The 15,347-nt window shown below is 66.3% G+C and carries 12 protein-coding genes and 1 pseudogene; 7 read left to right on the forward strand and 6 right to left on the reverse strand.

Going from position 1 to position 15,347, the window contains the following annotated elements; translation table 11 throughout:
- Positions 1 to 21: 21 nt before the first annotated feature.
- From OVA06_RS18850 to OVA06_RS18865, 4 genes are all read right to left on the reverse strand, one after another.
- On the reverse strand, positions 22 to 450 hold the full coding sequence (locus OVA06_RS18850; RefSeq protein WP_045732676.1) for a universal stress protein: 429 nt from the start codon (positions 448 to 450) through the stop codon (positions 22 to 24).
- Between the two features lie 46 nt (positions 451 to 496).
- Entirely contained in the window at positions 497 to 1,789 is a 1,293-nt protein-coding gene (locus OVA06_RS18855) for an aminotransferase-like domain-containing protein (RefSeq protein WP_056080517.1), read from the reverse strand.
- A gap of 70 nt (positions 1,790 to 1,859) precedes the next feature.
- Positions 1,860 to 2,726, reverse strand: a complete 867-nt coding sequence (locus tag OVA06_RS18860; RefSeq protein ID WP_235501514.1) for a hypothetical protein — start codon at positions 2,724 to 2,726, stop codon at positions 1,860 to 1,862.
- 210 nt (positions 2,727 to 2,936) lie between these two features.
- Positions 2,937 to 3,494 carry an NAD(P)H-dependent oxidoreductase gene (locus tag OVA06_RS18865; RefSeq protein ID WP_056080520.1) on the reverse strand — a complete coding sequence of 186 codons (558 nt, stop codon included), beginning with the start codon at positions 3,492 to 3,494 and terminating at the stop codon, positions 2,937 to 2,939.
- Between the two features lie 124 nt (positions 3,495 to 3,618).
- On the opposite strand from OVA06_RS18865, the gene OVA06_RS18870 reads away from it, so the two are divergent.
- The 6 genes and pseudogenes from OVA06_RS18870 (at position 3,619) to OVA06_RS18895 (ending at position 11,757) form a co-directional block, all read left to right on the forward strand.
- Positions 3,619 to 4,224 (forward strand): TetR/AcrR family transcriptional regulator, encoded by a 606-nt coding sequence (locus OVA06_RS18870; RefSeq protein WP_268160437.1) that lies wholly within the window; start codon positions 3,619 to 3,621, stop codon positions 4,222 to 4,224.
- 355 nt (positions 4,225 to 4,579) lie between these two features.
- Entirely contained in the window at positions 4,580 to 5,563 is a 984-nt protein-coding gene (locus OVA06_RS18875; RefSeq protein WP_056080526.1) for an ABC transporter permease, read from the forward strand.
- A 2-nt stretch (positions 5,564 to 5,565) separates the two neighbouring features.
- On the forward strand, positions 5,566 to 6,546 hold the full coding sequence (locus OVA06_RS18880) for an ABC transporter permease (protein WP_056080531.1): 981 nt from the start codon (positions 5,566 to 5,568) through the stop codon (positions 6,544 to 6,546).
- Positions 6,543 to 8,792: an ABC transporter ATP-binding protein gene (locus OVA06_RS18885; RefSeq protein WP_261618976.1), complete on the forward strand. Its 2,250-nt coding sequence runs from the start codon at positions 6,543 to 6,545 to the stop codon at positions 8,790 to 8,792. Before OVA06_RS18880 ends, OVA06_RS18885 begins: the two co-directional genes overlap by 4 nt.
- Before the next feature lie 46 nt (positions 8,793 to 8,838).
- Entirely contained in the window at positions 8,839 to 10,554 is a 1,716-nt protein-coding gene (locus OVA06_RS18890) for an ABC transporter family substrate-binding protein (protein ID WP_261618977.1), read from the forward strand.
- A 136-nt stretch (positions 10,555 to 10,690) separates the two neighbouring features.
- Positions 10,691 to 11,757 (forward strand): annotated as a pseudogene (locus OVA06_RS18895) (Gfo/Idh/MocA family protein).
- A gap of 171 nt (positions 11,758 to 11,928) precedes the next feature.
- Here OVA06_RS18895 and ald read toward each other — a convergent pair.
- The gene (gene ald / locus OVA06_RS18900; RefSeq protein ID WP_056080543.1) at positions 11,929 to 13,047 is read right to left on the reverse strand and encodes an alanine dehydrogenase; all 1,119 of its coding nucleotides are present in this window, start codon (positions 13,045 to 13,047) and stop codon (positions 11,929 to 11,931) included.
- Positions 13,048 to 13,279: 232 nt separating this feature from the next.
- Between ald and OVA06_RS18905 the strand changes: the two genes are divergently transcribed.
- Complete coding sequence (locus OVA06_RS18905; protein ID WP_268160440.1) at positions 13,280 to 14,500, forward strand: PucR family transcriptional regulator; 1,221 nt, start codon at positions 13,280 to 13,282, stop codon at positions 14,498 to 14,500.
- Here OVA06_RS18905 and OVA06_RS18910 read toward each other — a convergent pair.
- Entirely contained in the window at positions 14,497 to 15,300 is an 804-nt protein-coding gene (locus OVA06_RS18910) for an alpha/beta fold hydrolase (RefSeq protein ID WP_056080548.1), read from the reverse strand. The two genes, OVA06_RS18905 and OVA06_RS18910, sit on opposite strands and share 4 nt — an antisense overlap.
- Positions 15,301 to 15,347 lie beyond the last annotated feature (47 nt).

Below are 15,347 nucleotides of genomic sequence, written 5' to 3' on the forward strand. Positions count from 1 at the left end.
GGGGAGTGTTGGGCGTAACTCCTAGTCGGCGTCGTACGTGTTCGCGATGTAGACGTCGCACGGGGCGTTGTGTGCCACGCTGTTGGCCACACTGCCCAGCACCCGGCCGATGCCCTGCATGCGCCGGTTTCCCACCACAATGATCTTTGCGTCCATGCGGAGGGCTTCCTTGATCAGGGCGTCTGCCGGACGGCCGCGTGCCGCCGAGTAGGTTACCTTGATCTGCCCGCCCAGGGACTCGGCCACTGTCCGGGCAACGTGCTCGGCCCCGTCCGCGTCGGACACGATCCACTGGTCACTGCCACTGCCGAAGACTTCCGTGCGGTCGCTGTCAAAGGCCGAGACAACGTGGAGCGTGGCGCCCAGCGCAGCTGCCAGGTCCCGGGCCGACTCTGCGGCCTTCTTGGCCGTACCGCTCCCGTCGACGCCTACAACGATGGTTCCGCTCATGAAATGCTCCTTTGCTTGGTTCCTGACGGCACTAATGAGCCCAACGCTACCGCGCGGCCAGCGCTTCCTGCAGTACCGGCGCCAGGCGGCGCACCCCTTCACGGATGGCATCCGGCGGGACGGCGCTGAAGGCGAGGCGCAGTTTGTTGGACGGCTCGTCCGACGGCGTGAAGGCGGCTCCCGGAATGAAGACCACCCCGGCGTCTATCGCCTTGTGCAGGAGGGGGTAGGTGTCCACGCCTTCGGGCAACGTCACCCAGACGAAAAAGCCACCGTCCGGGCTGGTCCAGGAGGCACCCTCCGGCATGTACTCGGACAGCGCCGCCAGCATGGCCCGGCAGCGTTCGGCATAAAGGCCGCGGTAGGTGGAGATCTGGCCCTTCCAGTCGTAGTCACGCAGGTAGGCCGAGACGAGCATCTGGTTCAGGGCCGGCGGGCAGAGGGTGACGGCCTCCGCGGCCAGGTAATACCGCCGCTGCAGATGCTCCGGCACCAGCGCCCAGCCGATCCGCAGGCCGGGTGCGAAGATCTTCGAGAATGAGCCCATGTAAATCACGTCGTCCGGATTGGCAGCGCGCAGGGGGGCCAGCGGTTCGCCGTCGAACCGCAGCAGTCCGTACGGGTTGTCCTCAATGATCAAAATATTCGCATTGCGGCATATATCAACGATCTCCTGGCGCCGGTCCGCGGCAAGGGTGATGCCGGAAGGGTTATTGAAGCTGGGGATGGTGTAGAGGAACTTGATGCTCTTTCCGGCCAGCTGGAGGGCGGCGATGCGGGCTTCGAGGAGCTCGGGGACCAGGCCGGACTGGTCCATGGCCACGGTTTCCACCTGCACCTGGTACGCCTCGAACGTGTTCAGGGCGCCGACGTACGTGGGGTCCTCCACCAGCACAACGTCGCCGGGGTTGCAGAACAGTTTGGTGGCGACGTCCTGGGCTGACTGGGAGCCCGCCGTGACCACCACATTCTGCGGCAGCGCATCCACAATCCCTTCGGCCGCCATGACCTCGCAGATCTGCGTGCGGAGCTCCTCCGTTCCCTGGCCGGCACCGTACTGCAGGGCGGTGAGCCCTTCCTCGGCGATGATCCGGGCGGCTGTTTCCGCCAGGCGGTCAAGGGGGAGCGACTGCAGGTAGGGACTTCCGCCGGCCAGGGACACCAGGCCGGGGCGCAGCGAGATGTCGAAGACGTCACGCACCGCCGACTGCCTGATGTTTGCGGCACGCTCAGAAAAGAGTTCGTCGTGGCGGTGCGCGGAGGTGGCCGCCCGCTCGATGGCGTCAATGGCTTCGGCTGGAAGAGACGCGGCTGCGGCGTCGAGTGTCTCGTGGCTCACACGCTCAGGATACAGCCGTGCGTTGCCTAAAAAGCAACACTTGTTGTTCCTGGAATTACTGGGCGCCGGCTCATCCCGTACCGGTGCCTTCCAGCCGCAGCACCTCTGCCAGCGGCCGCCCGTTGAGGTAGACCTGCGCCCTGACGGCGCCCACGGCGGCCAACGCTGTTTGGGTGAGCTGGGCTTCCAGCCGTGGAATGTCGCACACGCCGCCCAGGCTCAGTGCACCTGAAAGATAGACGCTCACGGCGGTCCCGTCGAAGCTGCCGGACAGGAACTTGAGCCGCGATCCCGCCAGTGCGTTGTAGATTTCGCGGCCGGACGGGACATCTGTTGCCGGAAAGCCGGCACCGCTGCCTGCCCCCAGGAGGGCATTCATTGCCGCGGGCAACGGTTCCTTGCCCGCGGGCCGCGCCTGGTCCACGCCAATCAGGCTGTCATTGCAGCCGAACCGCACTCCGTTGTTGCCGCCGTCGTCCAGCAGGACGAAGTAGGCCGTGACGGTGCTTTGGGCTGCCGGCACCCTTTCCGGGCCGGCGGCGGGGGACGGCGACGGGGAGGGCTGCGGTTCAGCTGACGGTGTCGGGCGAGGCTCCGGTTCCCCGCTGGCCGTGGCGGCGGAACCGGACTGGCCCGTCCCCGCCTGTACCGGAGCGGCAGCGGCCTCCGGTGCGGCCGCGGACGGCTGCTGCGGGGACGTTCCGCCTGATGCGGTGCCGGAGTCGGAGGGGATGGCAGCCGTAGCTGCCGGCGGCGGCGCCTGCGGCTGCGGGCCCGGCATGGCGGCGCCTGGAGCCGCGGCAGGGCTCGCATCGGTACCGCCCCGCGGTGACGCCGGGAGGCCGTCGCAGGCGGCGAGCCACAGTGGAAGAACCAGGGCGGCAGCGACCGCTGCCCGCGCGCTCCGCCGCCCCGCGTTTCCCGTTTCTCTTGGCATGCTGCACCGCAATTCCATCCGGCTTTCCAGTGAATTAACGTTACGGCTGGGCTCGCCGGCGGAGATGTCCGTGCGGTACCGGTTGGGATAAGAGTTGGTCACGGCGGAACGCGGACGTCAGTCCGGGGTGGTGGCGGAAGGTTCGGGGACGGGCCCGGTCACCCCGGATACAGCTGCGCCCGGAACTGCGCGGATGGTCCGCGCAGGACGCTAGGCTGCCGGGGCGGCTGCGGACAGTGCGTCGAAGACGCCCTTGATCTGCTCTACAACCTCGGCGTCGTCCTTGGGGTGGATCTCGGCGAAGCGCACCATGGAGCCGGGGACGGCGAGCTTGACGTCCTCAATGACCTGGGCGCCGGCAATGCCGGCGGCCTTGCGGGCTTCGTCCTGGGCCCAGACTCCGCCGAACTGGCCAAAGGCGGTGCCGACGACGGCGGTGGGCTTGCCGGAGAGGGCGCCGGCGCCGAAGGGGCGGGACAGCCAGTCGATGGCGTTCTTCAGGGGAGCGGGGACGGTGCCGTTGTACTCCGGGGTGACCAGCAGGATGGTGTCGGCTTCGCTGGCGGCGGCGCGCAGTGCGGCGGCGGCGGCGGGAACCTGGCCCTCGACGTCGATGTCCTCGTTGTAGAACGGGATGTTACCCAGGCTCTCGTGGATGACCACGTCCACCTGCTCGGGGGCGTTGAGCTGGATGGCTTCGGCCAGCTGCTGGTTGGTGGACCCGGCGCGCAGGCTGCCAACAAGGGTAAGGATGGTGCTCTTCGTCATGGAAACTCCTTGGTAGGGGCCGCGGGAGCGCCGTCGGCCTTTTCAAAGCTGGGGCACTTGATGCCTTCACCAGACTAAACGGACTATGGTCCGTTTATTATTCCCGGGGTCTAAACTGAATCCTGTGACCTCCATCCCACTGCGCCCCGAGCCGGCTCCGGCAGCGGCCGAACGCAGCGATGCCGCACGGAACCGGGAGCGCCTCCTGCTTGCTGCCAAGGAACTTATTGCCGACTGCGGAACTGAGGGCCTCACTATGGACCGCCTGGCAGAGCGTGCCGGCGTGGGCAAGGGGACAGTTTTCCGCCGCTTCGGCAGCCGGGCCGGCCTGATGCTGACACTGCTCAACGACTCCGAGGCAGCCTTCCAGGCACGTTTCATGTTCGGGCCGCCACCGCTTGGCCCAGGAGCGCCGGGCCTGGACCGGCTCATCGCCTTCGGCGCCGAACGCATTGCCTATGTAGTGGAATTCGGCGATCTGGTCCTCGCCGCCGAGAACGCCTCGCGGGGGCGGTTTGAGGTGCCCGCCGCAGCGCTCTGGCTCCGTCACATTGAGGTGCTGCTGCGGGAAGAGGGGTTCGACGGCGACCCCTGGCTCATGGCGGGGTCGCTCAGCGCAGCCCTGGACCCCGAGCGACTCCTTGACCTGGTCCGCCGGCACGGCGTTCCGCCGGAGCGGCTGGTGGATTCCTGGCGGGATCTTGTCACACGCGTGGTGAGGGCGGCCTAGATTAGCCCCAAGGGCGGGATCAGTCCAGTCAAATCAACTCCACAGAGTTATTCATAACGATCTGATACGGGCGTGTGCTTTTCCGGGCATTGGCGGGCATCTTGCGTTTACGGCTGTGATAGTTTCCTCTGGAATGTGACCCGCAACATAGTCCATCAGGACCAGCCCGCAAGGGCTGCGGGAGCCAGCTATCCGCTGGCAACGAACTCCGGCGACGCGGCACAACCCCCGCCCAGCCGGGGAAGACGGAAGGACCATCGAGTGATTGTTGTTTTGCCCCGCATTCCGGCACAACGGCGGGCCTGGCTGTGTCCGCCGCAGCAGCACGTGGCGGCGAAGCAAAAGTAGCCGTCCCATGCTCAAGTACCTTGCCAAGCGCGGCATCACGTATGTGGTGATGATCTTCCTGACCACCTCCGCCGGCTATTTCCTGGCGGTCAGCTCCCTCAAACCGGCGCTGCTGGAGCAGGAACGCATTCCCCGGCCCACCCCCGAACAGGTGGCCAACTCGATGCGCCTGAAGGGCCTCGACCCGGACCTGAATGCCTGGGAGCGCTACGTCCAGTGGCTCACCGGAGTCGTGACCCGCTGGGACTGGGGCAGGAGCCCCAACGGCGCCTTCATCAATGCCGAGTTCGGTGACCGTGTGTGGATTTCCACCAGGCTTTTCCTGGCCTCGATCATCCTCACCCTCATCATCGGTGTGGCCCTTGGCGTGTACTCGGCAGCCCGGCAGTACAAATTCCAGGACCGGGTCATCACGTCCTACAGCTACCTCGCCTACATCGTCCCGGCGCCCATCGCCTACTTCCTGGTGCAGCTTGGCGCCATCAACATCAACGAAACGGTGGGGAATCGCATTTTCTTCGTCACCGGCATTTCCACTCCCGGGATGGAAGCCGGCTGGCCCCAGATAGTGGATATGGCCGCCCATTACGCCGTCCCCACAGTGGCCATCACGCTGGTGGGCTGGGGCGCCTACCAGATTGCCCAGCGCCAATACCTGCTGGACAACGTCAACGCCGACTTTGTCCGGACCGCCCGCGCCAAGGGCCTCACCAGGAACCAGGCCATTGCCCGGCACGCCCTTCGCGTGTCCTTCATCCCGGTAGCCCAGAGCATCGCCTTCACCATCCCGGCCATCTTCGCCGGCGGTTTCTTTGCCGAAAAGATCTTCGCCTGGCCCGGCGTCGGTTCCTGGAGCATCGACGCCATCTCCCTCCAGGACGTCAATGCCGCCACCGCCACCCTGGCGTACGGCTCGGTTATCTTCGCCCTGGGAGCCATCCTGGCCGACTTCGCAACCACACTGGTTGACCCGAGAGTGCGGGTGCAGTAACCATGACCAACCTGAACGCAGTGGATCCCGCAGCCGTGGCGCAGGACGCGCACCTGGAAAGCGCCGACGTTGTCATCGCCAAGTCCACCATCATCTTCCGCCGCTTCATGCGGAACAAGACCGCCGTGGCCGGCCTGGTCATCTTCCTGGCCCTCACCGTTTTCTCCTTCGTTGGCGGCTTCCTCACCACCTGGGACAAAGAAACCATCGACCCCTTCAACATCGGCATGCCGCCGTCGGCCGAGCACTACCTGGGCACCTCCCAGGCGGGGATCGACCTCTACGCGATGACCGTTGAAGGCACCCGGATCTCCATCCTGATCGGCCTGATCGTGGGACTGGTCTCCGTCCTGATCGCCGCGGTCTACGGCTGCACCATGGCCTACTTCGGGGGCAAGGTGGACAAGGTGATGCTCTTCGTCCTCGAAGCGCTCATCATGATGCCCGCGCTCCTGGTGGTGGCAGTGGCCACCAGCGGTGGCGGCGCCGGCCTCAAGCGCGACCTTCCGTCGTGGCTGCTGCTGATCATCGTTTTGCTCGTGTTCAGCTGGATGGGCACCGCCAGGCTGATCCGCTCACTGTCCATGTCCCTGATGCAGCGCGACTTCGTGAAGGCAGCCCAGTACATGGGCGTCCCGCCGCGGCGGATCGTCTGGCGGCACCTGGTCCCCAACATCGGCTCCCTGCTGGTCCTCGACATCACCCGCGGCGTTACCGGCGCCATCCTCGCCGAGGTGGCGTTCTCGTTCATCGGCATCGGCATCAAGGTTCCGGACGTCAGCCTGGGCGTCCTGATCGGCGGTGCCACCTCGCAGGTGCAGACCTTCCCCTGGATGTTCTGGGTGCCGCTGACGGTGATGTTCCTGCTCACCGGTTCACTGGCCATGATGAACGACGGCCTGCGGGACGCGTTCGACCCAAGTTCCAGTTCCACGGGCAAGGCCCGAAAGGCCAGGAAAATCCGGGCGGAGAAGAGCAAATGAGCAGCGAAACCACTACCGGATCCGGCACCACGGCGTCGGTCAACTCCACCGCCGACGCCGTCGAGCGGCTGCACATAGCGGGGCTCCACGCGCCCACTGACGCTGTGCTCTCCGTGCGGGACCTCAACGTCCGGTTCAACTCCGAGAACGGAGTGGTCCACGCCGTGCGCGGAGTGGACTTCGACCTCCTGCCGGGCAAGACCCTGGGCATCGTGGGCGAATCAGGCTCCGGAAAGTCCGTGACATCACTGGCCATCATGGGCCTGCTTCCGGAGACCGCAGAGGTCACCGGTTCGGTCCGGCTCAAGGGCCGCGAACTGCTGGGGCTCAGCGACAAGGCCATGTGCGAATACCGCGGCAATGAACTGGCCATGGTCTTCCAGGACCCGTTGTCCTCCCTCACACCCGTGTACACCGTGGGCACCCAGATCATCGAAGCGCTGACCATCCACAACCCCACCATGAGCAAGCAGGCCAAAGAAGCCCGCGCCGTCGAGCTCCTGGCCATGGTGGGCATCCCCAGCCCGAAGGACAGGCTCAAGGCCTTCCCGCACGAATTCTCGGGCGGCATGCGCCAGCGCGTAATGATCGCCATCGCCATTGCCAACAACCCCCGGGTCCTCATTGCGGATGAGCCGACGACGGCCCTGGACGTCACCATCCAGGCCCAGGTCCTCGAGGTGCTGCACACCGCGCAGGAGGAAACCGGCGCCGCCGTCGTGATGATCACGCACGACCTCGGCGTGGTGGCGGGCATGGCCGACGACATCATGGTGATGTACGCCGGAAAGCCCGTGGAAACCGGCGCGGTGGACGACATCTACTACAACCCCCGGATGCCGTACACGATGGGCCTGCTTGGAGCCGTCCCGCGCGTAGACATATCCGAAAAATCCTCCCTGGTACCCATCGACGGCATACCGCCGAACCTCCTGCACACCCCCACGGGATGCTCCTTCGCTCCGCGCTGTCCGCTGGCCACCGATGCCTGCCTGGACGGGGAACCTGCGCTGGCACCGGTGTCCGGCGGCGCCCTGCACCACGCCGCCTGCATCAAGTCGGCTGCCCTCGGCGGTGACGTGGACGTCCACGACATCTTCGCCGCCCCGCCGGTACCGGAATCCCGCTTCGACGCCATCCCGAGGGAGGACCGCGCCACCGTCCTCCAGCTCAAGGACGTGCGCAAGCACTTCCCGCTGACCAAGGGCGCGCTGATGAAGCGGCGCATCGGCACGGTCAAGGCAGTGGACGGGCTGAGCTTCGATGTCCGTGAGGGCGAGTGCTTCTCCATCGTGGGCGAGTCCGGCTCCGGAAAAACCACCACCCTGCTGGAAATCATGGAGTTCCACAAGGACCAGGACGGCGAGGTGGTGATCGGCGGCATCAGCAACAAGCAGGCCGCCGACACCAAAACCAAGAACGCCATGCGGCGCGAACTGCAGATGGTGTTCCAGGACCCCACCGGCGCCCTGGACCCGCGGTTCACCGTGTACGAGGTCCTCGCGGAACCGCTGCAGAACGCCGGCCTGGACCGCCAGGCCATCCGGAAACGGATCATGGAGCTGATGAGGCTCGTGGGCCTGCAGCCGGACCACGTGAACCGGTTCCCCAACCAGTTCTCCGGCGGCCAGCGCCAGCGCATCGGAATTGCCCGCGCGCTCGCGGTCAATCCCAAGCTCGTGGTCCTGGACGAACCCGTCTCGGCATTGGACGTGTCGGTGCAGGCCGGGGTCATCAACCTCCTGGACAAGCTCCGCGCCGAACTGGGCCTGAGCTACCTCCTGGTGGCCCACGACCTCTCCGTTGTCCGGCACATCTCCAACCGCGTGGCGGTGATGTACCTGGGCAAGATCGTGGAGATGGGCGAAGTGGACCGCGTGTTCGACAACCCGCGCCACCCCTACACCCGCGCCCTGCTGTCCGCCATCCCGGTGCCGGACCCCCACGTGGAACGCACCCGGGAACGCATCATCCTCAAGGGCGACCTCCCGTCGCCACTGGATGCCCCCAAGGGCTGCAACTTTGCCACCCGTTGCCCGGTGTTTGCCGCCCTTCCTGCCGCGAAGCAGGAAAAGTGCCTCACCCTGGAACCGCCGCTCGAAGCCGTGGCCCCGTCGTCGGCGGCGCAGGCGCTGGAACCCGCGGCGCCGGCACCGGATCAGCGTTTCGCCTGCTTCTTCCCCGACGGGGAACTGGACGAAGACATGCTGGTGACCCACGACCAGGCGGAACACCATGCACCCTAGATTTAGCCGACCCACCCGCACCATCCGCATCAATGAAGGGAAAACCATGAGGAATCTGAACAGGATCGGCGGAGCTGCAGCCATTGCTGCGGCTCTGGCGCTGACCGCCTGCGGCAGTGGCGGCTCCACGGGGCCGGAGACAGCCAAGGGGCAGGAGGCAGGCAGCGACCTGTCCAAGCTGATCAGCATCAACGAGAAGCCGGCAGCCGATCTTGAGCAGGGCGGCAAGGTCACCCTTCCGCTGGGCAACATCGGCCCGGACTTCAACGGGTTCTCCAACAACGGCAACAGCGCGGACAACTCCGCCCTGCAGGTACCCATCAACCCGGTCGCCATGAACAGCGGCGGCATGGGTGGCTGCTGGAAGGTCGACTTCACCGGAAAGGTCACGCCCAACACGGACTTCTGCGAGTCCGTGGACAGCGAGGTCAAGGACGGCAAGCAGACCATCACCATCAAGGTCAATGACAAGGCCACCTACAACGATGGCACCCCGATCGACGTGAAGGCGTTCCAGAACACCTGGAACATCCTCAAGAGCCCGGACAACGGCTACGACATCGTCAGCTCCGGCGCCTACCAGTTCGTCGAGTCGGTTGAGGCCGGCAGCAGCGACAAGGAAGTCATCGTCAAGACCACCCAGCCGGTCTACCCGATCGACTCGCTCTTCTTCGGCCTGATCCACCCGGCAGTGAACAGCCCGGAGGTGTTCAACGAAGGCTTCAACGGCAACATGCACGCAGAGTGGATGGCAGGCCCGTTCAAGCTGGACCAGTACGATTCCGCCGCGAAGACGGTGACCCTGGTTCCCAATGAGAAGTGGTGGGGAAAGAAGCCGGTCCTGGCCAACGTCACCTTCCGCCAGCTGGAAAGCAGCGCCCAGATCGCCGCCTTCAAGAACGGTGAAATTGACGCCGTCTCCGCTAACACCATCACTCCGTACAAGCAGCTGGAGGGAACCAAGGACGCGGACGTCCGCCGCGGCCAGCGCCTCTTTGCCGGCGGCATGAACATTAACGCCCAGAAGGTCACCGACGTCGCCGTCCGCGAAGCCATTTTCGCCGCCGTCGACCGCGAAGCGCTCCGCAAGGTCCGCTTCAACGGCCTGAACTGGGAAGAGCCGAGCTCCGGCTCCATGATGCTCCTGCCGTTCTCGGAGTACTACCAGGACAACTACCCGGTGAAGGAAACCGGTCCTGACGCCGCCAAGAAGGTTCTGACGGACGCCGGCTACACGGCCAACGCCAACGGCATCATGGAGAAGGACGGCAAGCCTGCCGCCTTCAAGATCAGCAACTTCGGTGACGATCCCACCACCCTTGCCTTCACGCAGACCCTGCAGAAGCAGCTTCAGGCCGGCGGCATGGACGTCGGAATCGACCAGCGCGCCTCCGCTGACTTCGGCAAGGTCATCGGTGGCCGCGACTTCGACATGAGCGTCTCGGGCTACACCGTGGGCCCGGACGCCACCGACGCCGTGAAGCAGTACTACGACTCCAAGACCAACGAGAACCAGCTGGGCGACGCCGAGCTGGACAAGAAGATTGCCGACCTCGCCTCCATCGAAGACAACGCAGAGCGCAACAAGGCGGCCATGGAGGTCGAAAAGGAGCACATGGCGAAGTACTTCTCCATGGGCGTGGTCATGAACGGCCCGCAGATCTCCTTCGTCCGCACGGGACTGGCCAACTACGGCCCGTCGCTGTTCCAGAGCCTGTCCCAGGTTCCGGACTGGACCACCCTGGGCTGGGAAAAGAAGTAACACCCTTTAGGCGTTCCCCCGCATCCTGCGGATAGCGCGCCAGCGCCCTCCCACTGTTCGTCCGCTACGGCGGCGGATGGTGGGAGGGCGTTTGGTTTAAGGGTGCTGGATCGCGCTGCGGAGTAGCGTTGGTTGCATGACCGGAACTGAAGCTAAGCCACGCACAATCCGTACTGCCGTCGTCGGCTATGGACTCTCCGGCAGCGTCTTCCACGCGCCCCTGCTGGACGCGGACAGCAGGTATTCGCTGGATATTGTGGCCACCTCAAACGCAGACCGGCAGGCGGCGGCGACGGGCCGCTACCCGGGCGTACGGACGGTGCCGGACGGGCGCGCCGTCCTCGAGCGGGCGGACAGCCTGGACCTCGTGGTACTGGGCACCCCGCCGGCAACCCACTATCCGCTGGCGAAGGCGGCCCTGGAGGCCGGGCTGGACGTGGTGGTGGACAAACCGTTCGTCATCTCCAGCGGCGAAGGGGAGGAACTGGTCTCGCTGGCCCGCGACCTGGGCCGGACCCTGACGGTGTTCCAGAACCGGCGCTGGGACGGCGACTACCTCACCCTGCAAAAGCTGCTGGCGGCCGAGGCCTTGGGCACGGTGCTGCGTTTCGAGTCCCGCTTCGAGCGATGGACGCCGTCGATCGCCAAGGCCTGGAAGGCCAGGGCAACAGCGTCCGACGGCGGCGGCGCACTTTTCGACCTCGGCAGTCACCTGATCGACCAGGCCCTGCAGCTCTTCGGGCCGGCCGGCGTGGCCCATGCGGAGCTGCACGCCCGCCGCTCCGACGAGCGGGCCGACGACGACGTCTTCCTGGTGCTTCGCCACCACTCGGGGGTGCTCAGCCACCTCAGCATGAACATGCTGTGCGCGCGCAGCAGGCCCCGCGGTTCCGGGTGCTGGGCTCCGTGGGCGGCTTCACCAAGCATGGCGTGGACCCGCAGGAACCGTTCATAGTGGCCGGGGGCAGCCCCCTGGACCAGGAGTACGGCGTGGAGGCACCCGATTGGGCGGGCCTCCTGGGGCGCGACGGCCACCTGGACCGGCTTCCCACCGAACGGGGCAACTACCCGGAGTTCTACCGCCTCCTGGCAGACAAGATCCTCGACGGCGGCACGGCATCAGACCTGCCCCTCCCGGTAGACCCGGAGGACGCGGTAGAGGTCCTAAAAATCATAGAAAAAGCGCGGGAGCTCGCCTCGTAAGTGCCCGAAAAAGCCGAACGCCGAACGACAGGCATCCGGCAGCGTGCTCCCCACCAGCGCCCTAACCTCGCAAGCTCGGTCAGGGAACCCTGCTGGCGTGGCCCCAAGACGAGACGTGGAGCACGCGAGGATGTCTGTCGTCCGGCGCAGCAGGACGACCTGTGAAGGGGCTTACGCAGAAACCAGTTCGTGCCAGTCGGAAACCAGCGGCAGGTTGTGTGCCTCGGACACGGAGTGGTGCGCCACGTGGCCGGCGGCGATGTTGAGGCCGGCGGCGAGGGCGGGATCGCGGTCGAAGGCTGCCTTGACGCCCAGGTTCGCGAGGGACACGGCGTAGCGGAGGGTGACGTTGGTCAGCGCGTACGTGGACGTGTTCGGCACCGCGCCGGGCATGTTGGCCACGCAGTAGAAGATGGTGTTGTGCACCTTGTAGGTGGGTTCCTGGTGCGTGGTGGGGTGGGTGTCCTCGAAGCAGCCGCCCTGGTCCACGGCGATGTCCACCAGTACCGAGCCGGGCTTCATGCGGGCCACGAGATCGTTGGTGACCAGCTTGGGGGCTTTGGCGCCGGGGATCAGGACGGAGCCGATCACCAGGTCTGCGTCCACAACGGACTTTTCGATCTCGTAGGCGTTGGAGGCCACGGTCTTCAGCCGGCCCTGGTACTGGGCGTCCAGTTCACGGAGGCGGTTGATGTTGATGTCCAGGATGGTGACATCGGCGCCCAGGCCCAGGGCCATGGCGGCGGCATTGGTGCCGGCAACGCCGGCACCGAGGACAACCACCTTGGCGGGGCGGACGCCGGGAACGCCGCCCAGCAGGACGCCCTTGCCGCCGGCGGGGGCCATCAGGGAGGAGGCGCCCACCTGGACGGACAGCCGGCCGGCGACCTCGGACATGGGGGCGAGCAGCGGGAGGGTGCGGCCCTCCTGGACGGTCTCGTAGGCGATGGCGGTGACGCCGGAGTTGATCAGCTCCTGGGTCAGTTCGGGTTCGGCGGCCAGGTGCAGGTACGTGAAGAGGATCAGGCCCTTGCGGAACCGGTGGTACTCGGCCTTGACGGGCTCCTTGACCTTCATGACCATGTCCGCGCGGGACCAGACGTCATCGGCGTCGTTGACGATCTCGGCGCCGGCAATGGCGTATTCCTCATCGGTGATGCCGGAGCCCAGGCCCGCGCCGCGCTCCACCAGCACCGAGTGGCCGTGGGTGCGGAATTCGTGCACGCCAGCGGCGGTGATGGCGACGCGGAACTCGTTGTTCTTGATTTCTTTCGGGACACCGATGATCATCGTGGGCTCCAGGTTCTCGGCGGGTAAGCCGGAAAGTGCGGAAGGATTTCGTGTTTCCACGATAAATCCGCTGTGAGCCAGCCGACATTGGCCGCAGCCGGGACTGCCCGCGGAATCCCCGGAATTCCGCGGATTTTGGCTGGCTGCGGTAGACATATGTCGAGGCTGAGGGCGTCAGGTGTCGCCTGTTGTCCGTTCGTGCCCATGGGCTGCCGGGCAGTAATGTTGGCGCATGCAGCAGCAGGGTGTGGAACAGCTCGTGGAGCAGGTGGCGCAGAAGCTGGGCCGCGGCCTTTCGCTGGAGGACCTGGACGGCCTGCTCCTCGCCTACAGCTCAAACCAGTCCCACGCGGACCGGGTGCGCGTGAACTTCCTGCTCAGCAAGAAGGTGCCGGCGGATGTGAGCGCATGGCAGCTCTCGCAGGGCATCGCCACTGCCGTGCGCCCCGTGGTGGTGCCGGCCAACCCGGACCTGGGCATGCTGGGCCGGGTCTGTGTCCCGCTGATGGTGCGTGGCTTCCGCGTTGGCTATCTGTGGGTGCAGCAGGACTCGGCAGAGGAGAGCCCGACGGCGATCCTCACCCAGTTGCCGGCGGTCAACCATGAGCTGGAGCTGCTCTCCGGGCTCCTGTTGGACTCCAATACTGCCGAGTCCGAGTTCCGGCGCAGCCGTGAACGGGAGTTTCTCTCCGCCTGTGCCGGCGAACCGAACGCCGTGGCAGCAGTAGCCGGCTGGAAGGAAGTCCAGGGCCGCGGGCCGTGGCAAATGGTCACAGTGGTGGACGCCGACGGCTGGGCCAGCGGTCCGGACCCCATCGCGTCCACCCTGATCCACCGGTCCACCGCGCTGCAGGCCACCGTGGGCGTGGACGCGGCATTGTTCAGTGCCGGTACGGAGACCCACTCGGTGGTGCTGTTCCGTGAGCTGTCCGGCCGGGCCAACCATGCGCAGGTCCTGGTGCACTACCAGTTGGAACTGGCCAAGCGCTCCGGGCGGCCGGTGCACCGCATCATCCTTGGCATCAGCGAAGGGTTCACCCGCACCCGGCAGCTGGGGGAGGCGTACCGGCAGTCGAAGCTCGCAGCCCAGGCGGCCGCCGTGGACCCCCAACTGGGTGAGCTGGTGGACTGCCGGTCCACCGGCGTGTACCAGCTGCTGGCTTCCAACGGGGGCGGGGTGGGGGCCTGGGCCGATTCGGCGTCCGTGTACTTCCGGATGCTCGAAGACCATGACCGGAACGGCGAACTCATTCCGGTGCTGGAACTCCTTTACGACAACGACGGTTCCGTCCAGGATGTGGCCACGAAGCTCCATCTGCACCGGAGCAGCATCTACAACCGGTTGGGCAGGATCCGCCAACTGCTGGGCGTGGACCCCTTAAAGGGATTGGCCCGCCTGGAGCTTCACGCCGCCCTGAAGATGCGCCGGTGGGCCGCCCGGCCGAGGATCTAGCGGCGGGCCCGCCCGGATGTCGCCGTCACGAAGGACCTGATGGCCTCGGCCACCTGCTGGGGCCGGAGGTGCTGGGCCACATGTCCGGCGCCCGGGATTTCCGCAAAGTGCCCGTGCCGTGCCGTGGCCGCCAAGCGCCGGGACCACTCGGGGCCGGCAACCTGGTCCTCGCCGCCGCGCAGCACCAGGACTGGCAGGTCGATTTCCGCCAGCCGTTCCTCGGTGCGGTAGTTCATCATGACGGGCAATTCGGTGAAGTACCAGCGTGGGCCGCAGCGGAAATAGTCGCTGAGGACGGCCCAATTGGACGACGCACTCTCCCGCAGGAGGGCATCCAGGAACAGGGCGACACTCTGGCGGGGGACCGTCCGGTGCCGTTCATCAACCACGGGGCCCATCAGCACCAGCTGCCGCACCCGGTCCGGCGCATGATGGGTCGCCTCGATGGTGAACTGAACGCCCATCGAATGGCCCACCAAAATATAGGATTCGATGCCGCTGGACGCCAGGGCCTCACCGATAAAGGCGCCGTAGTCCTCCGCGGACACCTGCTGACCGGGCCGGGGCGTTCCGCCGAACCCGGGAAGGTCCAGTGAATACGTGGGAGCGGTGGCGGCCAGCACCTCGTGCAGCCGCCGAAGGTAGCGGTGCGAGACGCCGATTCCGTGGACCAGGACATACGCCGGCCCCGCGTCGCCCGGAACGGCGCCGGGCGAGGGCGGCGGGGTGCCGTCCGCCCAGAGGATCCGGCCGGACAGGCCGCGGGCTTCCACCGCCGAGGACCGCAGGGGGACCGTCATCGGAGCCCCGCGCCGCCGTCGGAAGCACCGGAACCGCCGGCGCTGTC

Origin of the sequence: Pseudarthrobacter sp. SL88, assembly GCF_026672455.1 — a bacterium.
In the GTDB taxonomy this organism is placed as follows: domain Bacteria; phylum Actinomycetota; class Actinomycetes; order Actinomycetales; family Micrococcaceae; genus Arthrobacter.